Source organism: Kitasatospora sp. NPDC088861, assembly GCF_044750105.1.
Lineage (GTDB): Bacteria > Actinomycetota > Actinomycetes > Streptomycetales > Streptomycetaceae > Kitasatospora.
Genome location: NZ_JBIVJF010000004.1, coordinates 420,682 through 444,842 on the forward strand (window position 1 = coordinate 420,682; position 24,161 = coordinate 444,842).

12 protein-coding genes and 1 riboswitch are annotated in these 24,161 nt (G+C 75.9%); of the genes, 4 read left to right on the top strand and 8 right to left on the bottom strand.

The window, feature by feature from the left end:
* Positions 1–3: 3 nt before the first annotated feature.
* The 5 genes from ACIP37_RS11070 to ACIP37_RS11090 form a co-directional block, all read right to left on the bottom strand.
* Positions 4–1,188, bottom strand: a complete 1,185-nt coding sequence (locus ACIP37_RS11070; protein ID WP_400843643.1) for an AAA family ATPase — start codon at positions 1,186–1,188, stop codon at positions 4–6.
* Positions 1,185–6,359, bottom strand: coding sequence for a hypothetical protein (locus ACIP37_RS11075; protein ID WP_400804707.1), 5,175 nt, complete (start codon positions 6,357–6,359; stop codon positions 1,185–1,187). The genes ACIP37_RS11070 and ACIP37_RS11075 overlap by 4 nt, the downstream gene beginning before the upstream one ends.
* Entirely contained in the window at positions 6,356–7,213 is an 858-nt protein-coding gene (locus ACIP37_RS11080) for a DUF4132 domain-containing protein (protein ID WP_400804704.1), read from the bottom strand. The genes ACIP37_RS11075 and ACIP37_RS11080 overlap by 4 nt, the downstream gene beginning before the upstream one ends.
* A gap of 191 nt (positions 7,214–7,404) precedes the next feature.
* A complete protein-coding gene (locus ACIP37_RS11085; protein ID WP_363579569.1) occupies positions 7,405–8,190 on the bottom strand; it encodes an ABC transporter ATP-binding protein in 786 nt (261 codons plus the stop codon).
* A gap of 188 nt (positions 8,191–8,378) precedes the next feature.
* Positions 8,379–9,404: an iron-siderophore ABC transporter substrate-binding protein gene (locus ACIP37_RS11090; RefSeq protein WP_363579571.1), complete on the bottom strand. Its 1,026-nt coding sequence runs from the start codon at positions 9,402–9,404 to the stop codon at positions 8,379–8,381.
* 105 nt (positions 9,405–9,509) lie between these two features.
* On the opposite strand from ACIP37_RS11090, the gene fhuB reads away from it, so the two are divergent.
* The 3 genes from fhuB to ACIP37_RS11105 all read left to right on the top strand — a co-directional run bounded on the left by fhuB (position 9,510) and on the right by ACIP37_RS11105 (position 13,817).
* Positions 9,510–11,675 (top strand): Fe(3+)-hydroxamate ABC transporter permease FhuB, encoded by a 2,166-nt coding sequence (gene fhuB / locus ACIP37_RS11095; protein ID WP_400804700.1) that lies wholly within the window; start codon positions 9,510–9,512, stop codon positions 11,673–11,675.
* Positions 11,676–11,696: 21 nt separating this feature from the next.
* Positions 11,697–12,812, top strand: coding sequence for an enterochelin esterase (fes, locus tag ACIP37_RS11100; protein WP_363579574.1), 1,116 nt, complete (start codon positions 11,697–11,699; stop codon positions 12,810–12,812).
* Positions 12,813–12,889: 77 nt separating this feature from the next.
* Positions 12,890–12,950, top strand: a riboswitch (guanidine-III (ykkC-III) riboswitch).
* A gap of 12 nt (positions 12,951–12,962) precedes the next feature.
* A complete protein-coding gene (locus tag ACIP37_RS11105; RefSeq protein ID WP_363579575.1) occupies positions 12,963–13,817 on the top strand; it encodes an MBL fold metallo-hydrolase in 855 nt (284 codons plus the stop codon).
* Between the two features lie 65 nt (positions 13,818–13,882).
* Here ACIP37_RS11105 and ACIP37_RS11110 read toward each other — a convergent pair whose 3' ends face one another.
* Genes ACIP37_RS11110 through ACIP37_RS11120 form a run of 3 tightly spaced genes read right to left on the bottom strand, consistent with a single transcriptional unit; the run spans position 13,883 to position 22,774 of the window.
* Positions 13,883–15,283: a DHA2 family efflux MFS transporter permease subunit gene (locus ACIP37_RS11110; RefSeq protein ID WP_400804695.1), complete on the bottom strand. Its 1,401-nt coding sequence runs from the start codon at positions 15,281–15,283 to the stop codon at positions 13,883–13,885.
* Positions 15,280–15,465 carry an MbtH family protein gene (locus ACIP37_RS11115; RefSeq protein WP_400804692.1) on the bottom strand — a complete coding sequence of 62 codons (186 nt, stop codon included), beginning with the start codon at positions 15,463–15,465 and terminating at the stop codon, positions 15,280–15,282. Before ACIP37_RS11115 ends, ACIP37_RS11110 begins: the two co-directional genes overlap by 4 nt.
* A complete protein-coding gene (locus tag ACIP37_RS11120; RefSeq protein ID WP_400843646.1) occupies positions 15,458–22,774 on the bottom strand; it encodes an amino acid adenylation domain-containing protein in 7,317 nt (2,438 codons plus the stop codon). Before ACIP37_RS11120 ends, ACIP37_RS11115 begins: the two co-directional genes overlap by 8 nt.
* A gap of 124 nt (positions 22,775–22,898) precedes the next feature.
* Here ACIP37_RS11120 and ACIP37_RS11125 point away from each other — a divergent pair, with 124 nt between their 5' ends.
* Positions 22,899–24,023 carry an amidohydrolase gene (locus ACIP37_RS11125; protein WP_380368954.1) on the top strand — a complete coding sequence of 375 codons (1,125 nt, stop codon included), beginning with the start codon at positions 22,899–22,901 and terminating at the stop codon, positions 24,021–24,023.
* Positions 24,024–24,161: the final 138 nt, after the last annotated feature.

Genomic DNA, 24,161 nt, shown 5'->3' on the forward strand with positions numbered 1-24,161 from the left:
GCCTCATGCCTCCAGGGCCGAGCGGAGGTCCCACAGGGTGCGCCAGGTGCCGGCGCCCTGTTCGGCGCGCCGGCGGACCGGTCCGTCCCAGTAGCCGAGCAGCCGGGCGGCGTCGGCCGGGTCGTCCTTGCGCACGACGCCGATGAGCTGGCCGGGGAGGCGGCCGAGCAGGTCGCCGCCGTCGGGCAGGTAGGCGGCGGTGACACCGAGCGCGGTGGCGACCGAGACGGCTTCCGCGGTGCTCATCACGGTGGACGGGCGCTCGACGTCCCAGCCTTCGGTGGAGCGGCCGGTGCGCAGGTCGCGGAAGGCGGTGACGAGGGCCTCCAGGACGGCGTCGTCCACCGCGTAGGTGGCTCCGGCGCGGGCGACGGCGACGGTCGACTGCCGGCGGACGAGTTCGACCTCGGCGGCGAGGCTGGCGATCGGGCCGACCGTCTCGAAGTTGAACCGCCGCTTGAGCGCCGCGGACATCTCGCTGACGCCCTTGTCCCTCAGGTTGGCGGTGGCGATCAGGGTGAAACCGGCGGCGGCGTGCAGCTGTCCGTCCGGGGTGCCGGCCAACTCTGGGACGGCGACCCGCCGTTCGGAGAGCAGGGAGACCAGCGCGTCCTGCACCTCGGGCAGGCAGCGGGTCACCTCCTCGACGCGGGCCACCGCCCCGCCGGTCATCGCGGTGAGCACCGGGGAGGGCACCAGGGCGTCCCGGCTGGGCCCCTTGGCGAGCAGGAGGGCGTAGTTCCAGCCGTACTTGAGCTGGTCCTCGGAGGTGCCGGCGGTGCCCTGGACGGTGAGCGCGCTGGTGCCGCAGACGGCGGCGGCGAGCAGTTCGGAGAGCATGGACTTGGCGGTGCCGGGCTCGCCGACGAGCAGCAGGCCGCGCTCCCCGGCGAGGGTGACGACGCAGCGTTCGACGAGGGCGCGCTCGCCGACGAACTTCTGCTCGATGGCGAGGCCGCGGCGGCCGGCCTTGAGCTTCTCGCCGTCGCTGCCCATGACGAAGGTGACGACGGCGCGCGGGGTGAGCCGCCAGCCGGGCGGGCGCGGGCCGGTGTCGTACGCGGCCAGGAACTCCAGTTCGGCGGCGTGCTTCTCCTCGGGCGGGATGATCTGCCGGCTCGCGGGGGCGGCGCCGGCACTCACCGGTGTGCTGCCCGTCGGTGTGCTGTTCGTCGGCGTGGCGCTCATCGGCGGGCCTTCCTGCGCTTGCTGGTCTGGAGCTCTTCGTAGCCGGGGGCGTCGCCGTCGAGGGTCCGCTGCCAGGCCCGGGCGAACAGCTCCGGGACGGGCAGGTAGGGCAGCGAGACGCGGTGGGTGGGCAGTTCGTAGAGCGCGGCCTTCCAGGTCTCGGCGGGCAGGGCGGGGGCCTTGGCCTCCTGCCAGCCGCCGGGCAGGAAGAGGGTGCGGCCGGCCCGGGCCCGCTTGGCCTCCAGCACCAGGTCGGTGGCGGCGAGTTCGGCGCGGGCGCGCTTGAGCCTGGCCGGCTTCCAGCCCGTCCAGCGGGCGATGTTGCGGTCGGTGGGGTCGGGCAGGGCCAGCAGTTGGAGGTAGAGCACCGCGGCGTCCTCGCCGAGGCCGTGGGCCCGGGCCGCCTCGGTGACCAGGTCGGGGACGGTGAGCTGCGGGTGCTGTAGCCAGGCCGCGGCGTCACCGGCCGCGGCGGCGGGGCCGGCGGCGGAGGCCGCCAGACGCTCCACTTCGCCGCGCAGGACGGCCTCGATGGCGCCCCGCTCGGTTTCCAGCCAGTAGCTGGCGCCCAGCCCGCCGAGCAGTTCGAGCACCGGGTCGTCGGGGCCGGTGAGCCCGGCCGGGCGCAGCCAGACCCGCTCGTACTCGCCGTGGTAGGGCGTCAGGACGAGGGCCGGGCCGCAGTCGACCAGTCCGTTCGGGTCGACTCCGCCCGCGGCCGGCAGGCCGAAGTGGGTGCGCAGGACGGCCGACATCGAGGCGCCCTTGGTGGTGTGGACGAGGTGGAGGTCGAGCAGCAGGTCGGGGTCGGCGAGGCGGCTTCGCAGCGCGGCGGCGGCCGCGGGCAGCAGCGGGCGCAGCGGGCTGTCGGCGGGCAGGTGGTAGGCGAGCCAGCGCAGGGCGTCGACGGCGTGCCCGAGGTCGCCGGAGGCCGGTGCGGCGCTCTGGTCCTCGGCGAGCAGCTGGGGGGTGGACCCGCCGTCGTCGCTGAGCCGGAAGGCCGTGGTGCCGGTCAGCCAGGGGGTCTGTGCGAGGTTGAGCACCGCCTCGATGTGTTCGATCCGCGCGCCCGTGACGGTGGCCTGGGCGGCCTCGGGGAGGGTGACCAGCCGGCCGAAGTGCCGGATCCAGGCGGCGGCGCCGGCGTCGACGTCGGGGCCCTCCGTCCAGAGGGTCTTCGGGTCGGCGGGCAGCAGGGCGCCCCAGACGTCGGTGAGGGCGGTCCGGTCGCGACCGCGCAGCCAGTCCCGGGCGGCCTTGGCCTCGGTGGACTTGAGGCCGTACTCGGCGAGGCGGTCGGCGGACAGGACGGCGCTGTGCCACTGGAAGAGCCCGGGCGGCGGGCTGAGCAGCAGGGCGGCGCGGGCGGCACCGATCCCGGTGAGCCCGCCGAAGGCGATGGCACGGGCGGGCTGCCAGGGGGCGCCGCCGTGCAGCACGGCCGCCTGCCGGAGCGCGGCGATCCAGGCGGCGTCGACCCGCTCCTCGGTGCCGCGTTCCTTGACGGTGGTGAAGTGGGCGACGGGGCCGAACGCGCCGCTCGGGTCGTGGTCGACGGCGTACCACTGCTCCGTGCCCTCGTGGTGCCGACGGTGGCCGAGGATGACGACGGTGCGGTCGGCGTGGCGCAGCACCTGCCCCTCGCGGGGGACGGCGGGCCGGCGGCGGTCGGCGCGGTCGGCGGGTTCGCCGAGGACGATCTCGCGCAGGGTGGCGCCGCGGTCGGCGAGCACTCCCTCGGTCAGTTCGCCGAGGAGCAGCACGAGGCTGGCGCGGTGGGCCGGTTCGGTGAGCGGGGCGGCCACCGCGTAGGCGAGGGTGTCGAGACGGCCGAGCAGGTGGAGCCAGCCGTGGTGGGTGTCGCCGTGTTGCAGGGTGACGGTGGCCGGGGTGCTCCAGCCCTCGCCGGTGGCGGTCGGCGGGTCGGCCAGGACGGCGGTGACGGCGCGCAGGTTGGTGAGCACCCGCCACCGGTCTCCGTCGCCCCAGTTGGGGCCGAAGCAGGCGACGTCGGGCAGGAGGGTGGTGACGGCCTCGCGCAGTTCGTGGTCACGGCCGTGCTCGGGCCGGTACTCGGCGGCCTCGGCCTTGGACGGCTTCTCGGCCTCCGGCTGCGGGACGAACCGTGCGGTCCGGTCGAGCAGGTCGGCGGCGGTGCGGGCGAGCCCGGCGACCCCGGCGAGCAGCAGCGGGTGGCTGATGCCGGGCAGGACGGTGCCGACCGCCTGAACGGGCAGGGCGCGGCGGGCGCCACCGGAGCGGGCGAGCGGGCGCCGGACGCCCTGGACGGTGATCCAGCGCTGCTCCTCCTCGGGCGCGGGCCGGCTGTCGGTCGGCCAGGCGGCGTCGATCAGGCGGGCGGCCTGCTCGGTGTCGACGCCACGCAGGACGCGGGAGCCTGCCTCGTCGCGGGGCCGCAGGGCGTGCCAGTGGTCGAGCGGGGGGACGAGCCCGGTGCCGGCGGCGGCGAAGTCCCCCGGGCGGCAGGGGCGCAGGTCGGCGGTGCGGTCGGTGTCCGTGGCCAGGTCGGGCAGGGTGAGGGCGAGGCCGCCGCGCTGCGCCTCGGTGACGACCGGTCGGGCCTGGCCGGGGAGGGTGAGGCGGCCGACCGGGACGTGGTCCGGGTGGCCGTCGGTGATCGGCAGGACGATGGCCTGTCCGTCGGCGGTCGTGGTGGTGACGGCGCGGCCGGGGTCGATCCGGACCCAGCTGCCGAGCACGGTGCCGTCGGTGCCGAGCGGCGTCTGCTCCAGGCCGGGCTGGAGCGGCAGCAGTCGGGCGCGAGCAGCGGGCAGCCAGCCTGCGGCCGCGGTGGCGGCGATCACCGGTGGTTCGGCGGCGCGGCCGAGGGCGCCGGTGTGCGGGTCGAGTTCGCGCAGGACGGCGCCGTCCTGGCCGTAGCGCAGCGTCCAGTGGCCGGTGCCGTCTCCGAGGACCCGGTGTTCGCCGGGCATCCGGGTGTCGCCGGGGTGCAGCGGGCGTTCGCCGGTGGTGCGTCCGCCGCCGGGCAGCGGGAGGGAGGGGGGCTCGGGATCCCGGTCGCCGTAGTAGTAGCCGGCGATGGTCTCGCCGGTGAGTTCGATGACCTCGCCGGGCCGGCTGGACCAGTAGGCGTGCTGCTTTCCGTCCTGGTACCAGGCGACGAGGAGTTCGCCGTCGACGAAGCGCAGCCGGGGCTGGTTCCAGCGTTCCTTCGCCGGGGGCAGGCGCAGGGTGTGCTCCAGCAGGACGCCCTGCGGGCCGACCACGACGGCCTGGTCGTGGCGGGCGAGGATCAGGTGCGGCCAGGCGTCCTCGACGATCAGGCCGGTGAGGCGCCCGCCGTTGAGGCCGGGGGTGTCGGGCGACTCCGAGTCCGGCCCGGCGGAGTCGGGGTCCGCAGGGTCCACGGGCTTGGCGGGGTCGGTCGGGTCGGTCGGGTCGGTCGGGTCGGCGAGCTTGGCCAGCGCCTCTTCCAGGGCGGGCCAGCCGAGTTCGTCGAGGATGCCGGCGCCGAGCGCCCCGGCGAGCAGGGCGGTGACGTCGAGGGCGGCGATCCGCTCGGCGGCGGCCGGGGCGACGGCCCGCACGGCGGTGCGGTACGGGCTCAGCGACTGCACCAGGTCGGCGGCGCCGGCCAGGCCGCGGGCGGCGGTCAGCTCGTCGGCCCGGAGTTCGGCCCACTCCTCGAACAGGCGGCGCAGCAGCGGCAGGGCGGGCACCTGCCGCTTGACGGCGGTGTCCCAGGCGGGCGCGGTCGCGGCGCGCAGGGCGGGCCGGAAGCGCGGGTCGGCGGCGACGGCCGCGAGGCCGGTGCTGTCGGCGCCGCACTGGTCGACCCAGTCCTTGAGGTCGAACCGGTGGGTGGCCGACGGGTCGGCGACGGGCACGCCGTCGGCGAGCAGCTGGTCCAGCAGGTCGAGTTGGGTCTGGCTGCGGCGGACGTCGGTGTACAGGTCCACCGGGACTCCGTCGGCCCGCAGCCGCTCGGCCATCCGGCCGGCCAGGGCGACGGTGGCGGCGCAACTGGGCCGGGAGCGCCAGCCGCGCCCGAGGTGGTGGCACCAGCGCCGGAGCCACGCGGCGGCAGGCTCGGAGTCCTCGGCGCCCTCGGGGCGCGGGCCGGTGAGCAGCTGCTCGGCCCCGGTCTCGGCGAGCAGGCCGAGCCAGGCGGTGTCGTTCAGGGCGGCGTCGGTGCCGGCCGGGTCGGGCATCAGCTCCAGCAGCCGGGCCCGGACCGCCGGGTCGCGCCGGCCGAGTTCGGTCAGGGAACCGTGCCAGGACTTCCAGAACGCGCCGGGCGCCCGGTTGACGCCCGGGGCGGCCAGCAGTTCGGCGAGCAGCGCCTGTTCGTGCTCGGCGCGGTCCAGCCCGGCGGCCTTGATCAGCGCGCGGGCGTCCTCGGCGACCCCGGCGTAGGGGGCCATGCCGGCGGCGGAGCGCTCGGTGCACAGCTGGCGGAAGCGCTGCCAGGCGGTCAGCGCATCGAGCCGCCCGGTGAGCTCCTTGACGTACTGGCGCAGGGACTTGACGGTGAGCGCGCCGGCCAGGGCGAACTCCAGGAAGACGGCGCGCAGCCGCTCCTCGTCGACCGTCAGGCGGTAGGTGCGCTCGGCCTCGCGGGCCTTGCCGAAGTAGCTGGCGGCGTAGGTCTGGTTGCCGTGGGCGAGGAAGATCCGGCCGACCTCCTCGCAGAAGGTGGGCAGGAAGTGCGGCACGGCGCGGCCGAGACGGGCGGCCAGCGCCTCGAACCCGTCCTTGGCGGTGCCGGGCTTGGACCGGGCCTGGCGGGAGAGCCGTTCCATCTCCTTGACCAGGGCGAGCGCGTGGTGCCCGTTGGCCGGGTCGTGGACCAGCGCCCAGGCGGGGAAGCCGAGCGCCTCCTGGCGGACCTGGCCGACCTCGGCGGGCGCGCCGTCGGGGACCAGCCCGAGGAAGTCGACGGCGAGGTCCTCGGCCGGTCCGAGCGCACCGGGGACCAGCCGGACGATCCGGCGCCCGTCGAGCGCGGGGTGGGTGTAAGCGCGGGCGGTGAGCACGTCGGCGGCGCTGTCGGGGCGGCCGGCGCCGGGCAGGGTGCCGGGCGGGAGCACGGCCCCCGCGTCGAGCAGCCGCTCGTGCGGCCCGGTGTCCTGGGCGGCCGCCCGGTCGGCGTCCTGAACGGCCCTCTGGTCGAGTCCGGTGGCGGTCATGCGGCGTCCTCCCCTTCGATGGTGCGGCCTGCGTACAGTGCGGCGGCCATCCGCATGCCCTCGGACCAGGCGATCGGGCCGACCTCGGCGAGCGGCAGCACCCGGCCGTCCGGGCCCGCCCAGCTGAGCGCGCCCGTCTCGCAGGCGTCGTACTCGTAGTAGTCGCCCACCCAGACGCGGGCCTCGACGGTGCGCCCCGCCTCCACCACGGGCTGGACGGCGGAGCCGCCGCGCACCCGGTGGCCGAGCCGGGCGCAACGTCCGAGCAGCTCGCGCAGCTCCCGGTAGCGGCCGCCGGCGTAGGTGGTGACCTCGGTGCCGGCCGGCAGTTCGTCCGGCCGGTGCCAGACCTCCCGGTAGAGCTGCGGCACGCGCTGGGAGACGCCGAGCTCGACGGCGAACTCGCGCAGGTCGTCGAGGTCCGGGAGCAGCACGGGGTGGGGTATCAGGATCTCTCCGTCGGTGAGCCGGACGGTGTCGCCGTCCAGGTCCACCAGGCCGATCCCGCGCTCGGCGTCCGCACCGCGCAGGAAGCCGGCGACGGCGCCGTCCGAGCCGGTGACCACCAGGTCGCGCAGGACGGCCTGCCAGGCCTCGTCCGCCCAGACCGCGGTCAGCACGGCGGCGGGCACCGGCAGCGAGCGCACCATCCACCGCTCGACGTCCTCCTGGCAGCGCCGCTCGTGCGCGGCCAGCCACTCGGTGAGCTGCCTGAGCTGGACGACCACCGGATCGTCACCGAGCTTCGACGGCAGGGACTTCAGCTCGCGGCCCGCCGCGTTGCGGCAGACCACCTTGCCCTCCCCGTCGAGCGCGACGCGGTACCCTCCCGCGCCTGTTTCCACCCATGCCACGGACGTCTCCTCCCACCTGCCGGTCAGCGATGCGAGGAACGTAGCGAGGCCCACTGACAAAGCGGCAGCCGGAGAGGCCGCTCCGCGGCTTCCTGGGCGCAAACCCGTCGAACGAGTGAACGGGGCAGACGGCACGCCGCCTGCCCCGCCATCCGCCTCCCGTCGCGCGCCAGGTCATGCCTGGCGCATCGTCAACGCACCGGCGCCGCACGGGGAACGATCACCGGCGCGCCGTCCCCGGGGGCGGCGAGCACGTCGCTGTCGATGTCGTACAGCGCGCGCACGAGCGGTGCGTCGACCACCTCGCGGGGCGGGCCGCAGGCCACCACCGAACCGTCGCGCAGGGCGACGACCAGGTCGGCGTAGCGGGCCGCCGCCGCGAGGTCGTGCAGCACCATGACGACCGTCCGCCCGCCGGCGGCGACCTCGCGGACCAGTTCCAGCACCTCGACGGCGTGCCCGAGGTCGAGCGCGCTGGTGGGTTCGTCGAGCAGCACGACGGGCGCGTCCTGGGCGAGCACCATGGCGAGCCAGCAGCGCTGCCGCTGGCCGCCGGAGAGGCGGTCCAGCCGGCGGTCGGCGAGTTCCTCGACGCCGGTGGCGCGCAGCGCCCCGGCGGTGAGCCGCTCGTCGTCGGCCGACCACTGGCGGAAGAGCCCCTGGTGCGGGTGGCGGCCGTAGCGGACGAGTCCGGCGACGGTGACCGCCTCGGGGGCCTGCGGGCTCTGCGGGAGCAGCGCGACCCGGTGCGCGGCCTGGCGCGGCCGCAGCCGCCAGACGTCCTCGCCGCCGACCAGCACCCGCCCGCCGTCCGGCCGGTGCAGCCGGGCGACGGCCCGCAGCAGGGTGGACTTGCCGCAGCCGTTCGGGCCGACGACGGCCACCACCCGGCCGGCCGGGACGGTGAGGTCGACGCCGGCGAGCACCGGGCGGCCGGGGCCGTAGCCGGCGGTGAGGCCCTGGATCGTCAACTCCATCGAGGGTTCCTTCGGTTGGAGGGGGCTGCGGGCCGGCCGGGCAAGGTGCCGGCCGACCGGGTACGAGCCCGAGCGCGGACACGGGCCCGAACAGGGCCCGAACGCGGGCACGGGCCCGGACAGGGCCCGAACGCGGGCACGGGCCCGGACAGGGCCCGAACGCGGGCACGGGCCCGAACGCGGACCGGTCAGGAGGCGGCGAGCGCCTTGCCGATGTCGCCGATGACCACGTCGGCCGCGAGCGGCCCGCCGCGGGTGGACCAGACCGAACCGTCCACGGTGACGGCGTGCTTGTTCTTCACCGCGCCCAGCTCCTGGTAGGCGGGCTTGGACTGGACGTCCTTGAGCGCGGTCTTGCCGTCGTCGGTGAGGGTGGACAGGAACAGCCAGTCGCCGTCGATCTCGGCGAGCTTCTCCAGGCTGAGCGCCGGGCTGTGCGCGTTGCCGTCCTTGTCCTGCGCGGCCGGGCGGGTGAGGCCCATGTCGAGGGCGACGCCGCTGGCGAACTGCTTCTTCTCCATCCAGCTCGGCCCGGTCGGGTTCCAGCGGACGATGGAGACGGCCGCGCCCTTGTTCTTGCCGAGGTCGCCACCGGCCTTGGCCGCCTTGGCCTCGTAGTCGGCGATCACCTTGTTGGTCTGGTCGAGCTTGTTGACGGCGTTTCCGATGCCGCGGAAGGCGAGCTTCCAGTCGTCGGTGGGCGCCATGGTGACGAGGGTGGCGGGGGTGATCTCGCGCAGCTGCTTGAGCATCTGCTCGTCCTGCATGTCGCCGGCCAGGATGAGGTCGGGCTTGGCGGCGATGACCTTGTCCATCACGGGCTGCAGCAGGTTGCCGACCACCGGGACGCCCTGGACCTTGTCCTTGAGGTAGGCGGGCGGCTCGTTGAGCCCCTGGCCGTTGGTGATGCCGACGGGCTTGACGCCGAGGGCGAGCACCGCGTCGAGGTCCTCCTGGGTGAGGGTGACGATCCGCTGGGGCGCGGCGGGGATCTCGACGGCCTTGCCGGTCGCGTCCTTGACGGTGCGCTTGCCGCCGGCCGCGTCCGCCGCCGGGCTGCCGGCGGCGGAGGAGCCGCCCGCGGAGCCCGAGGATCCGGAGGAGGACCCGGAGGAGCCGCACCCGGCGAGCAGGAGGGCGGCCGCCCCGGTGACGGCCAGCGCCCGGGCCGCGCGGCGGCGGACGGGGTGGAGCGGGCTCTGGGCGAACGGCATGGGTGCCTCCGGGCAGCGGTGGTACGGGGGTTGGGCGGCGTCCGGGCGACCCGGCACGGTGACGGTGCCCACAGGACGATGCGCTCATTAGGTTAGCCTTACCTTATGACATTGTCGCAAGTGGGCGCCCCCGGGGAGTCCCGCACCGAGCCGGACGCCCCGCCGCCGCCGACGCCACCGCGCGGGGACGGCCGCCGCGCCGCCTGGCCGATCGCCCTCGGCGCGGTCGCGGTCCTGCTCGCCCTCGCCGCGCTCTCGCTGTCCGTCGGCGCCGGGGAGGTCGGCCCCGGGCGGGTGCTGGACTACCTGCTGGACCGCCACGGGGCCCGCGCGGACGGCCGGCTCGCCCTCGTCGTCGGCGACCTGCGCCTGCCCCGCACGGCCACCGCGCTGCTGGTCGGCGCCGCGCTCGGGGTCGCCGGGGCGCAGTTGCAGTCCGTCACCCGCAACCCGCTCGCCGAGACCGGACTGCTCGGCGTCAACGCCGGCGCCTCGCTGGGGGTCGTGCTCGGCATCGCCGTGCTCGGCATCCAGACCTCGTACGGGTACCTGGCCTTCGCCTTCGGCGGCGCCGTGCTCGCCAGCACGCTGGTGCTGCTCATCGCGGGTGCCCGGGGCGGGTCCCCGATGCGACTGGTGCTCGGCGGCTCGGCGGTCGGCGCCACCTTCGGCGGGCTCACCGGCGTGCTGATCGTCAACTCGCCCGAGGCGTACGACCGGTACCGGGTGTGGGTGCTGGGCTCGCTGGCCGGGGTGGAGGGCTGGACGACGCTGCGCCAGCTCGCCCCGGTGCTCGGCGTGGGCTTCCTGCTCGCCCTGCTCGCCACCCGGCCGCTCACCGCGCTCGCGCTCGGCGACGACCTCGCCCGCGGTCTCGGCCACCGGCCCGGCGCCACCCGGGCCGCGGTCGCCTTCGCCGTCACCCTGCTGACCGCCTCGGCCGTCGCGCTGGCCGGCCCGATCTCCTTCCTCGGTCTGCTCGCCGGGTTCCTGGCGCGGGCCGTCGCCGGCCCCAGGGTCGGGCAACTCACCGTGCTCGCCGGCCTGTTCGGTGCCGCCGTGCTCACCGGGGCCGATGTGCTGGCCCGGCTGGTGGCCCGCCCGTTCGAGGCGCCGGTGTCGGTGATCGTCTCCCTGGTCGGCGCCCCCGCGCTGATCGCGATCGTCCGCTCCCGCCGGACCGCCGCGCTCGGCATGGCCGACCCGGCCGAGCCCGCCCCCGTCCGGCGGTCCGAGCCGCCCGCGCCGAAACCCGACCTGGTGCTGCGGCGCGGCGCCTGGTCGCTGCTGCTCCCCCGCCGGGCGCTGCTCGCCTCGCTCGCCCTGGCCGCGGCGCTGCTCGCCGTCGTCGTCGTGTCCGCCCACGCCGGGCAGAGCGAACTCGGCCTCGGCCGCACCCTCCAGGCCGTGTTCGGCTACGGCGACCGGCTGGACGTGCTGCTGGTGCAGAAGTTCCGGCTCGGCCGGATCGTCGCCGGGCTCGCCGCCGGCGCCGCCCTCGGCCTGGCCGGCTGCCTCACCCAGACCCTCTCCCGCAACCGCCTCGCCACCCCCGAACTGCTCGGCGTCAACGACGGTGCCACCGCCGCCGTCCTGATCTCCGCCACCGTCTCCGGCACCTTCGGCGCCTGGTGGGCCGGCCCGCTCGGCGCGCTGGCCGCCGTCCTGGTCGTCACCCTGGTCTCCGGCGGGCTCGGCGCGCAGGGCTACCGGGTGCTGGTCGTCGGCCTCGCGATGTCCGCGCTCGCCTCGGCCGTCATCCAGGTCGCGCTCGCCCGCCGCTCGCTCAACTCGGCCGGTTCGCTGTACGTCTGGACCTCCGGAAGTCTCAACGGGCGGGACTACGCCGTCGCCACCCCGGTCCTGATCGGGCTGGCCGTGCTCGTACCGCTCGCGCTGGCGGTGGCCCGGCGGCTGGCGGTGCTGCGCTTCGACGACAGCGTGGCCGCCTCGCTGGGCGTCGACCCGGGCCGGGTCCGGCTCGGCTGCCTGCTGCTGGCCGTCGCACTGGCCGGGCTGGCCGTCGGCGTGTGCGGGCCGGTCGGCTTCGTCGCGCTGGCCGCGCCCGTGATCGCCGGACGGCTGGCCGGGCCGGCGCGCGTGCCGGTCCTCGGCTCGGCACTGACCGGCGCCGTCCTCGTCGTGCTCGCCGACACCGTGGGGCGGGTGCTGATCGACGGGGTGGAGATCCCGGTCGGCATCGTCACCACCGTCCTCGGCGGCCCCTTCCTGCTCTGGGTGCTGCTCGGCCGCAAGGGCACCCCCGCTTAACCTTCCCGAGGAGTACCGCAGATGGAAACCCTTCCCCTCGTCGAGCCCGATCCGGCCGACCCCGCCTACCGCCTGGTCACCTTCGTGCACGAGGACGCGTCGTGCGACGGCGTGCTCGCCCTCCTGCACACCGTCACCGACAAGGACCGGCACGCCGGCGACCTCGCCCCGCACCTGATGACCCGCCGCGACGACGGCCGCTGGTCGATCACCTACCGGCTGCGCGCCGACCACCGGGCGTCCTACCAGCTGTACCCGTTCCGGGGGGACGCCCCCGGCACCGCCCGGGCGGACTGGCTGCGCGTCCTCGACCACGCCCGCCCCGACCCGCACGACGCCGCCCCCCGGCTGCCCGCCCGCGACGGGCGCCACCCGTCGTCCGTGCTCAGCCTGCCCGACGCCCCCGCCCAGCCGTACGTCCGGCGGCGCGACGGCGTGCCGCGCGGGCGGACGGTGGCCCACGAGGTGGCCGGGCGGCGGGTGGACGTCCACCTCCCCGCCGGGGGCGGGCCTTCCGCCGGCGGCGGGCCGTTCGCGGTGGCCGTGCTGCTGGACGGCGAGATGTGGGGCGAGGTGCTGTCGGTCGGCGACACCCTCGACAACCTGGCGGCGGACGGCGCCATCCCGCCCACCGTCGCCCTGCTCGTCCACACCATGGGCCCCTGCCGACCCGACGACCTCAGCTGCAACCCGGCCTTCGTCGACCTCCTCGCCGACCGCCTCCTCCCCTGGGCGGCGGCGGAGTTCGGCACCACCACCGACCCGGCCGCCACCGTGATCGCCGGCCAGAGCGCGGGCGGCCTCACCGCCGCCTTCGCCGCGTTCCGGCGCCCCGACCGCTTCGGCGGCGCGCTCTGCCAGTCCGGTTCCTTCTGGTGGCCGGACGAGACCGAGTTCGACGAGGGCAGTGAGTGGCTGACCCGCCAATTCGCCCGCGAGCAAAGGCGGGAGGCCCGGTTCTACGTCGAGGTCGGCCTCCAGGAGTGGATGCTGCTCCCGCAGAACCGTCACCTGCGCGACGTCCTCACCGCCCGCGGCTACGACCTCGCGTACCGCGAGTTCAACGGCGGCCACGACTACGCCTGTTGGCGCGGCGGGCTGGCGGACGGGCTGGCGCACCTGCTGGGGCGTGCCTGAGAACTCCCGGTGGACCATCCGGACCGACGGCGGCCGAGGCGTCCCGCCACCCGGGCGTGCTAGCGTCCCGGTGGCGGCGCGCCGGTGACCGCCCCGGACGAGATGTGCGCCGTACCCGGCCCGCCAAGACGACGCACCGAGGGAGACGTCATGGCCGCCGGTGCCCCGATCGCCCGTCCGCTCGACGTGCGGTGGATCCACGGGTCCCCGTCCGCGAAGCACAACACGGACCCGGACATCCAGGTCCACGCGTACGACGAGCACACCGTCATCCTGCGGCAGAACAAGGCGGTCGACTACGAGGCGCCGTTCCTGTTCCTGCTGTTCGGGGGCGAGCGGGCGGTCCTGATCGACACCGGGGCCACCGCCTCCGCCGCGTACTTCCCCCTGCGCACCGTGGTCGACGGACTCATCGACCAGTGGCTCGCCGACCACCCCCGCGACGGCTACGGACTGCTCGTCCTGCACACCCACCCGCACGGCGACCACGTCGCGGGCGACGGGCAGTTCGCCGACCGGCCCGCGACGACCCTGGTCGGCGCCGACCCGGCCACGGCCTGGCCGTACTTCGGCTTCGACCAGGACCCGGACGCCGTCGCGCGGGTGGACCTGGGCGGCGGCCGGGTGCTCGAATGCCTGGCCACCCCGGGCCACCACCCGGCGGCCGTCACCTACTACGACCCGTGGACGGGCCTGCTGCTCACCGGCGACACCGTCTACCCGGGCCGCCTCTACATCGACGACTGGCCGGCCTTCACCCGCACCGTCGACCGGCTGATCGACTTCGCCGAACGCCGCCCGGTGACGCACCTGCTCGGCTGCCACATCGAGATGACCCGCACCCCCGGCGTCGACTACCCCATCCGCACGACCCACCAACCCGACGAGCCGCCCCTGCAGCTGACCGTCGGACACCTCCGGGCCATCCGCACCGCACTCGCCGACCTCGGCGACCGACCGCGCCGGCACGCCCTGCCCGACCTGATCCTCTGGCCGAGCGCCTGAGCCCGGAAGGCCGCGTCCAACGAACTGACGCCGCACCCCGCGGTCGCGGGGTGCGGCGTGGCTGTTCAGTCGGCGGGGGGTGGTGCCGGCGCCTCCCAGGGGAGGCGGGTGGTGAGGAGGGTGCCGGCGGCGACCAGGGCGGCGGTGAGCAGAAGGGCGAGGCGGTAGGGGCCGGGTGAGCCGCCGTCGGTGTCCAGGGCGCCGATGAGGGCGGCGGTGGCGGCGATGCCGAGGGCGCCGCCGAGGGTGCGGACGATGGTGAACAGGCCCATGGCGCGGCCCATCGCGGGCCCGGGGACGTCGGCGAAGCCGGCGATCTGGACGGTGAGCACGGCGGTGCCCAGGACGAGCCCGACCGCGAACATCAACGCCCGTACGACCCAGGGGTTCTCGGCGAAGCCGAGGGCGGCCAGGACGAGGGCGGCGAGCAGCAGCGCGGGCAGCGCGAGGCGGCGGGGGCCGAACCGGGGCAGCAGGCGGTCGACCACCTGGGAGGCGGCCATCAGGCCGATCGCCTCGGGGAAGACGCTCAGCCCGGCGTCGAGGGCCGAGGCCCCGAGGGCGGCCTGGTAGAGCAGCGGGAGGACGAACAGGGCGCCCATCAGGCCGGCCGAGGTGAGCAGGGCCAGCCAGGTGGCGGTGCCGAAGGTGCGGTCGGCGAGCTGCCGCAGGTCCACCAGTGGTTCGGCGGAGCGGAGTTGGTGGCGCACGGCGATGACGAGCAGGAGGAGACCGGCCACGCCGCTGAGCGCCACTCCCGGCGAGGACCAGCCGTGCGCGGGGCCGAAGCCGAGCGCGTAGGTGAGCAGTCCGAGGCCGGGGGTGGCGAGCAGGAAGCCGGTGGTGTCGAAGCGGCCGGCCGGGGGCTCGTCCGCCGCGCGCAGGCCGATGAGCCCGGTCACGACGGCCGCGACCCCGACCGGCACGTTGACCAGGAACAGCCAGTGCCAGGAGAGGTGTTCGGTCAGGAGGCCGCCGAGCGGCGGGCCGAGGGCGGGCATCAGGGCGGTCGGGACGATCAGGATCCGGCCCAGGCCGGCCCGCTCGTGCGGGGCGAAGGCCCGGAACAGCAGGGTCATCCCGACGGGGGTGAGCAGCCCGCCGGCCACGCCCTGGACGGCCCGCGCGGCGGCGAGCGAGCCGAGGCCGGGCGCGGCGGCGCACAGGGCGGAGGCGAGGGTGAACGCGGCCAGGGAGCCGAGGAAGACCCGTTTCACGCCGAACCGGTCGCCGAGCCAGCCCGCCACCGGCAGGCCGACGGCGAGGCCGACCAGGAAGGCCGTCTCGACGGCGTTGGCGGCCGAGACGGGCCGCCCGAAGTCCTCGGCGATGGTGAACAGCGCGGGGTTGACGATGGTCGAATCCAGGCCGTTCATGCACATCGCGGCGGTGTAGACCACGACCACCGCGGCGCGCCCCGCGAGCAGGGGGCGCGCCGGGGCGGCCTCGACGGCCGGAGGGGTCACAGGTCGGTCCAGTGGGCGGTGATCCACTGCGCGGCGTCGGCGCGCTCGCACGGGCCGTGGGAGACGTTCCAGCCGGCCGGGACGGCGGCGAAGGCCGGCCAGAGCGAGTGCTGGCCCTGGTCGTTGACGAGGGCGAGGAACTCGCCGTCGCCGTCGAAGGGGTTGGCGGGGGCGTCACTCATCGGAGGACTTCTCCAGGTGGTCGGTGATCACGCGGGCGATGTGCGCGATCGGGGCGGGCAGGGTCATGTCCTTGTGCGAGCAGGCGACGTCGGTGTTGTCGATGCGGCCGGACACGTACGGGGTCCAGAGTTCGGGCACCAGGGTCTCGTCGATGGTGTCGACGGTGGCGCGGAAGAACAGCACGTCGCCGTCGAAGGGGCGGTGGTCGTGGCCCCGGACGAGGTGGTTGGTGTTGAGGTAGATCCGGTTGAGGGCGGCCACGGTGGCGTCGTCGAGTCCGGCGAGCGGGCTGCCCTCGCGGCGCAGCAGCTCGGTGACGGCGGCGAGTTCGAGTGGCCGCCCGGCGAGGTCCTCGGGGCCGTAGCCACCCATGGTGAGCAGCGCCTCCAGCGCCTCGGCCTGGTCGGGGACGGGCAGGTCGCGGAAGCCCTCGGCGGGGTAGGCGTCCAGGATCGCGAGCAACTCGACGGCGTGGCCGAGGTCCTGGAGCCGGACGGCGACGGCGTGCGCGATGATCCCGCCGGTGGACCAGCCGAGCAGCCGGTACGGGCCCTCGGGCTGGACCTCGCGCAGCCGGTCGACGTAGTGCGCGGCCAGCTCGTCCAGGGTCTGCGGCAGGGGCCGGGCCGCCGTGGCCGCGCCGACGCCCTGGGCCTGGAGGCCGTAGATCGGCAGGTCGGCGGGCAGGTGGCGGATCAGGCCGGTGTAGCACCAGCTGAGGCCGCCGGCGGGGTGGACGGCGAACAGCGGGGTACGGCGTCCGGGCGCGGCGGGCCGCAGCGGGAGCAGGACGTCCAGCGCGTCGGCGCTCTGCGAGCCGGCCGCCAGGGCCGTGTCGAGGGCGGCGACGGTGGGCGACTGGAACAGGGTGCCGATGCCGACGTCCAGGCCGAGCAGTTCGCGGATCCGCCCGGCGAGGCGGACGACCAGCAGCGAGTGGCCGCCGAGGGCGAAGAAGTCGTCGTCGACGCCGACCGCCGCGACGCCCAGCACCTCGGCGAAGAGTTCGCACAGCTGCTGTTCGCGCGGGGTGCGCGGCGGGCGTCCGGCGCCGGTGGCGGGCGCGTCGGGGGCGGGCAGGGCGCGGCGGTCGAGCTTGCCGTTGGCGGTGAGCGGCAGCCGGTCGAGCAGGACGACGGCGGAGGGCACCATGTGGGCGGGCAGTCCGGCGGCGGCGTGGGCGCGCAGGTCCTCGGGGGTGGGGGCGGCGACGGCGCTCGGGTCCTCGGGGCTCGCCGTGGTGACCGCGTAGCCGACCAGTCGCTTGTCGCCCGGGGCGTCCTCGCGGACGACCACGGCGGCGTCGGCGACGCCCGGGTGGGCGGCCAGCACGGCCTCGATCTCACCGAGTTCGATCCGGAAGCCGCGCAGCTTCACCTGCTGGTCGGCGCGGCCGAAGTACTCCAGGACGCCGTCGGCGCGGCGGCGGGCGAGGTCGCCGGAGCGGTACATCCGGGTGCCGCGTTCGCCGAACAGTTCGGCGTACGGGTCGGCGACGAAGCGTCCGGCGGTGAGGTCGGGGCGGCCGAGGTAGCCGCGGGCCAGGCCGGCCCCGGCGACGTACATCTCGCCGGTGACGCCGGGCGGGACGGGCTGGAGGTGCTGGTCCAGGACGTAGACCCGCAGGTCGGGGATGTTGACGCCGATGGTGCTGCTGCTTCCGGCGGCGGCGGTGGCCCGGTCGAGGGCGATGTAGGAGACGTGCACGGTGGTCTCGGTGATGCCGTACATGTTGACCAGGGTGGGCGCGTCCTCCGGGTGGCGGGCGTACCAGTCGTCGAGCCGGGCCAGTTCGAGTGCCTCGCCGCCGAACACCACGTAGCGCAGGGCGAGTTCGGATCCGGGGCGGTCCCGGTCGGCGGCGCTGAGCTGGTAGAAGGCGGACGGGGTCTGGTTGAGCACGGTGACGCGTTCGCGGGCGAGCAGGTCGAGGAAGGCCGCCGGGTCGCGACTGACCAGGTGCGGGACGACGACCAGGCGGCCGCCGTGCAGCAGGGCCCCCCACAGCTCCCAGACGGAGAAGTCGAAGGCGTAGGAGTGGAAGAGGGTCCAGACGTCGTCGGCGCCGAAGCCGAACCAGCGGTCGGTGGAGCTGAACAGCCGGACCACGTTGTGGTGGGTGACGGGGACGCCCTTGGGGCGGCCGGTGGAGCCGGAGGTGTAGATGACGTAGGCGGTGTCCTCGGCGCGCAGCGGGCGGGTGCGCTCGTGCTGGGCCAGCGGGGCGGCCGGGTGGGTGGCCGACTCCGGTCCGTCGACGAGCAGTTGGGGCACCTGGTGGGCGGGCAGCCGGGGCGCGGTGGCGCGGTCGGTGAGCAGGGCGGCGGGGGCGGCGTCGGCCAGCATGTAGGCGAGGCGGTCGGCCGGGTAGTCGGGGTCGAGCGGCAGGTAGGCGGCGCCGGACTTGGCCACCGCGAGGAGGGCGACGACGAGTTCGAGCGAGCGCGGCAGGGCGAGGGCGACGATGGTGCCGGGGCCGATGCCGTTGGCGGCCAGCAGCCGGGCCAAGCGGTCGGCGCGGGCGGCGAGTTCGGCGTAGTCGAGCTGCTCTTCACCGCAACTGACGGCGACAGCCCGCGGGTTGGCGGCTGCGGCGGCCTCGAACAGCCCGGCCAGGGTGGCGTCCGGGGCCGACGTGTGCGGAGCCGACGTGTGCGGAGCCGACGTGTGCGGAGCCGACGTGTACGGGGTGCCGTTCCACTCGACGAGGGCGCGCAGCCGCTCCTCCTCGCCGATCAGCGGGAGCCGGCCGAGCGCGGTGTCGGGGGCGGTGGCGGCGGCGGCGAGCAGCCGGGCGAGGCGGGTGGCGAGCCCTTCGACGGTGGCGGCGTCGAAGAGGTCGGTGCGGTACTCCAGGAAGCCGCCGATGCCGCCGTCGGGGAGCTCGCCCGCGTTGAGGGTGAGGTCGAACTTGGCGGTGCCGCTGGGGACGGCGGCGATCCGGGCGGTGAGGCCGCCGCCCAGCGGATGGAGCTCGTCGGGGCGACTCTGCCAGGCGAGCATCACCTGGAACAGCGGGTGGCGGGCGAGGGAGCGCGGCGGGTTGAGCTCCTCGACCAGACGGTCGAAGGGCAGGTCGGCGTGCTCGTGGGCGGCGAGGACGGTGCCTCTGACCTTGCCGAGCAGCTCGCGGAAGGTCGGGTCGCCCGAGGTGTCGGTGCGCAGGACCACGGAGTTGACGAAGTAGCCGACCAGGTCGGCGGTCTCGGGGTCGTCGCGGCCGGCGACCGGGGTGCCGACGGGGATGTCGGTGCCGCAGCCGTGCCGGGTGAGCAGGGCGGCGAGTCCGGCCTGGACGGCCATGAAGACGGTGCCGCCGGCCGCCCGGGCGAGCGCGGCGAGGGCGGCGTGGGCCTCGGCGTCGAGGGTGAAGGGCACGGTGGCGCCGTGGTGGCCGGCGACGGCGGGGCGCGGGCGGTCGGTGGGCAGTTCCAGCTGGTCGGGCAGGCCGGCCAGGGCGGTGCGCCAGTACTCCGACTGCCGCGCGGCGAGCGGGCTGGGCGCCTCGGCGGTGCCGAGCAGCTGCCGCTGCCAGGCCGCGTGGTCGGCGAACTGCACGGCGGGCAACGGGAGTTCCGGTGCGCGGCCGGCCAACCGGGCGGTGTAGGCGGCGGACAGGTCGCGGACCAGCGGGGTGGTGGAGGCGCCGTCGCTCGCGATGTGGTGGAGCAGCAGGAGCAGGGTGTGTTCGGCCGGGCCGTGGGTGAACAGGGTGGTGCGCAGCGGCGGCCGGCCGGTGAGGTCGAAGGCGTGCCGCACGGCTTCGGCGAGCTCGGTGCCGTCGTGCAGTTCGACGGGCTCGGCGGGCAGCACCCGCTGGTACGGCGTGCCGTCCGGCTCCTCGCCGTAGACCGTGCGCAGCACCTCGTGCCGGGCGGCGAGGTCGCCGAGGGCGAGGGTGAGGGCGGTCCGGTCGAGCGGGCCGGTGAGGGTGAGGGCGAGCGGGATGTTGTAGGTGGGGCTGGGGCCCTGGAGCCGGTGCAGGAACCACAGGCCGCGCTGGGCGGGTGACAGCGGCATCCGGTCGGTGCGCGGCACGGGCACCAGCGCGGGGCGGGTCTCGGGCTCGCCGCCGGGGTGCGCGTCGAGCAGGGCGGCGAGCGCGGCCGGGGTCGGGTGGCGGAAGACGTCGGCGAACCCGACGACGGCGGCGAAGGTCTCGCGCAGCCGGGCCGCGAGGCGGCCGGCCAGCAGCGAGTGGCCGCCGAGGTCGAAGAAGGAGGTGTCCCGCCCGGGTGCCTGCGGCAGGTCGAGGACGTCGGCGAACAGCCCGCAGACCAGTTCCTCCTGCGGCGTGGCCGGGGCCGTGCCGGGCTCGGCGGCGGCCGGCTCGGGCAGGGCGCGGTGGTCGAGCTTGTCGTGGGCGGTGCGCGGCAGTTCGTCGAGGACCAGGACGGCGGCCGGGACCATGTGTCCGGGCAGCCGGGCGGCGAGGGCGGCCCGCAGCGCGGCCGGGTCGAGGGCGACGCGGGGGGCGGGGGCGGGTTCGGCGGTGTCCTCCGGCTTGGCCTCGGACTCGGAGACCGCCTCGGAAACCGCCTCGGAGGCTGCCTCGGGAGCCGCCTCGGAGAGCACCTCGGGCACGACGTAGCCGAGCAGCTGCTTGCCCTGCGGACCGGAGCGGGCGATCACCACGGCCTGGGCGACGCCCGGCAGTTCGGCGAGGACGGCGGCGATCTCGCCGGGCTCGATCCGGAAGCCGCGGATCTTCACCTGGTCGTCGGCGCGGCCGAGGAATTCCAGGGTGCCGTCCGGTCGGCGGCGGGCGAGGTCGCCGGTGCGGTACATCCGGTCGCCGGGCGGGCCGAACGGGTCGGCGAGGAAGCGTTCGGCGGTGAGGTCGGGGCGGCCGAGGTAGCCGCGGGCCAGGCAGGCCCCGGCGACGTACAGTTCGCCGGCGACGCCGTCGGGCGCGGGGCGCAGCGAGCCGTCGAGGACGTAGGCGCGGGAGCCGCGCACCACCCGGCCGACCGGGGCGCCGTCCGGGCCGGGCGTCCAGGCGTAGGCGTCGACCGTGGTCTCGGTCGGGCCGTAGAGGTCGATCGGGTGCAGGCCGGGTGCGGCGGTGAGGCGCTGCCAGAGGGCGGGCGGGGTGGCCTCGCCGCCGACCGCGATGACCGCCGGGCGGTGCCACTCCTCGTCCAGGATGCCCTCGGAGAGCAGGACTTCGAGGTAGGAGGGGGTGACGTCGAGGTAGTCGACGCGTTCCCGGTGCAGGTGGCCGGCCAGGGCGGCCGGGTCGCGGTAGGTGGCGTCGTCGAGCAGGTGCAGCTCGTGGCCGTGGACCATCCACAGCACCGGGTCCCAGGAGGCGTCGAAGGCGAACGAGGCGCTGTGCGCGACACGCAGGCGCTCGCGGCCGGTGCGGCGCACGGCCGGGGCGATGTGGTCCTCGCCGTGGCCCGCGTACAGGTTGGCCAGCGAGGCGTGGGTGACGACGACGCCCTTGGGGCGGCCGGTGGAACCGGAGGTGTGCAGCACGTAGGCGGCGTGGTGGGGCCGGGGGGCCGGGGGTGCGGTGGCGGGCTCGGCGTCCGCGTCCCCGGGCAGCACGGCGGGCAGGCCGGCCGGCAGGTCCAGTTGGGCGAGGGCCTCGGCGGTGCCGACCGCGCAGACCGGGCGGGCGTCGTCCAGGACGGCGGCCAGGCGCTGCCGGGGGTGCGCGAGGTCGAGGGAGACGCAGGCGCCGCCGGCCTTGAGCACGCCGAGCATCGCGACCAGGGTGTCCACGCCGCGCGGCAGGGCGAGCGCGACCGGCGCACCGGCGCGCACGCCGAGGGCGTTCAGGCGGTGGCCGAGGCGGTTGGCGGCGGCGTCCAACTCGGCGAAGGTGAGGGCGACTTTGCCGCTGCGGACGGCGACGGCGGCCGGGGTGCGGGCGGCCTGTGCGGCGAACAGCTCGGGCAGCGTCCGGCCGAGCGGCGGCTCCGTGCGGCCGGCGGTGGCGCGGCGCAGGCCGTCCGGGTCGAGCAGGTCGATCCGGGCGATGGGCGTCTGCGGGGCGGTGAGCAGCAGGTCGGCGAGGGCGTCGAGGTAGCGCAGCAGCCCGTCGCGGTGGGCGGCGAGTGAGGCGGTGTCGTGGCGGGCGGGGTCGGCGTCCAGGACGAGGCGCAGCGCGCCGCCGGGGGCGGGCGAGACGCCGACGGCGAGGTCGTCGACGGGCCCGGCGGCGAGGTTGCGGACGACGCCGGGCAGGCCGGCCAGGTCGAGATCGCCCTCGAAGGCCTTGATGTTGACCATCGGGCCGAACAGGGCGCGCCGCTCGCCGGTCAGCCCGAGGTCGCGGCGCAGGTCCTCCAGGGGGTAGCGCTGGTGGCGGCGGACGGCGCGCAGTTCGCGGACCACCCGGCGCAGCAGCGCCTCGGCGCTGTCGGCGGGACGGACGGCCAGGCGCAGCGGGAGGACGTTGGCGGCGGCGACGGGGGTGCGCAGGGCGGCCGGTCCGCGGCGGTTGGCGAGCGGCAGGCCGAGCACGACGTCCTCGGTGCCGGCCAGGCGGTGCAGGTAGCCGGCGGTGGCGGCGAGGAGCAGTTCGGCCCAGGTGGCGCGGGCGGTGGCGGCGGCGCGCTCCAGCCGGTCGCGGGTGCCGGCGGGCAGCTCGGCGGTGAGGCGCAGGGGGGCCTGGGCCGGGGTTGCGGACAGTGCGGGCGCCGGGCTGCCCGGCAGGGTCGCCGGGGTGTCGGCTCCGGCCAGGCGGTCGGCCCAGTAGGCGCGGTCGGCCGGGTACTCCTCGCCGTCCCGGTAGGCGGCCTCCTCGGCGGCGACCTCGGCGAGGGTGGCGAACGGGCGTGCGGCGGGCTCGGTGCCGGTGGCGTGCGCGGTGTACAGCTCGGCGAGGCGCTCGCCGAGGAGGTTCAACGCGTAGGCGTCGACGGCGAGATGGTGGATCCGCCGGTACCACTGGTACCGGTCTTCGGCGAGGCGGATCAGCGCGTGGGTGAACAGCGGGCCCTCGGCGAGGTCGGCCGGGCGGGCGAGGTCGGCGCGCATCCAGGCCTCGGCCTCGGCGGCCGGGTCGTGCGCGGCGCGCAGGTCGAGGTGGTGCAGCGGCCAGCGGCGGCCGGGGCGCGGCTGCTGGCGGGGCGTGCCGTCCGGGCCGGTGACGACGACGGCGCTCAGTGCCTCGGCCTCGTCGACCGCCTGCCGCAGCGCGTCCTCGAACCGGGCCTCGTCGAGCGGGCCGGTGATCTCGACGGCGTCGCCGGTGTTGTAGACCGGGCTGTCGGGGTCGAGTGACTGCGCGTACCAGATGGCGGCCTGGGCGGCGAGCAGCGGGACATCGACGGCCTGGGTTTCGACGGCAGGCATGGTTCGGGGTGCTCCTCGGGGTCCGGCGAACGAAACGCCTAGTTAGGTTAGCCTAATCTAACTTCATATGATCTGGTCAACGGCCCCCCAGCGCGGGGGCCCTGACATCACGGAGGCGCCGCCCATGCCCCTGACCGCGACCAAACAGGCCGTCCGCGAACGCGTCCACGCGCACCGCGCGGAACTGCTCGCGCTCAGCCACCGCATCCACGCCCACCCCGAGACCGCGTTCGAGGAGCACCGCGCGGCCGCCTGGTGCGCCGAACTCCTGCGCGCCCACGGCTACGCCGTCACCGCGCCCGCGCACGGACTGGACACCGCGTTCACCGCGAGCCTCGGCAGCGGGCCGGTCACCGTCGCACTCGTCTGCGAGTACGACGCGCTGCCCGGCCTCGGGCACGCCTGCGGGCACAACCTGATCGCCGCCGCCGGCCTCGGCGCGGCACTCGGCCTCGCCCCGTACGCCGACCAACTCGGGCTCACCGTACGGGTGATCGGCGCGCCGGCCGAAGAACGCGGAGCCGGAAAGGCACTCCTGCTGGAGGCGGGCGCCTTCGACGGCGTGGACGCGGCGATGATGGTGCACCCCTGCCCGGTCGAGGTCGCCGACTTCCGCTCCTTCGCGCTCGGCACCCTCTCCGTCCGCTACACCGGCCGCGCCGCCCACCCGAGCCTCAACCCGCACCAGGGCCGCAACGCCGCCGACGCCCTCACCGTCGCCCAGGTCGCCCTCGGGCTGCTGCGCCAGCACCTGCCGCCGCAGTGGCGGGTGCACGGCATCACCACCGCCGCCGGCACCGCGCCCAACCTGATCCCCGACAGCGCGAGCGCGGAGTACGAGATCCGCGCCTCGGCGGCCGAGGACCTCGCGCAGTTGCGGGCCCGGGTCGAGGACTGCTTCCGGGCCGGGGCGCTCGCCACCGGTTGCGAGGTGACGCTCGACCGGCCCGAACCGGACTACCTGGACATGCGCTCCGACCCCGCCCTGCTCGCCCTCTGGCGGGCCAACGCGGCGGCGCTCGGCCGGCCGGAGCCGGTCGAGAGCGGGCCGTTCGCGTGCACCGACATGGGGAACGTCTCCCACGCCGTGCCCGCCATCCACCCGGTGCTGGACATCACCGGTGGTGCCTGCGCCCCGCACGAGGCCGCGTTCGCCGAGGCCGCGGTGGGGGCGGAGGCCGACCGGGCAGTGCTGGACGGCGCGGTCGCCATGGCCTGGACGGCGGCCGACCTGGCGGCGAACGCCTGACAGCCGACGCATGGCGACCGACGGCCGCCGATCGACGACTGACAGATGACAACTTTCAGATAACAGATTTCATCATCTGTTATCTGAAATTTGTTCGCTGAACGTTGTCATCTGTTCGCCGCCCTCGCCCCGCCCCCG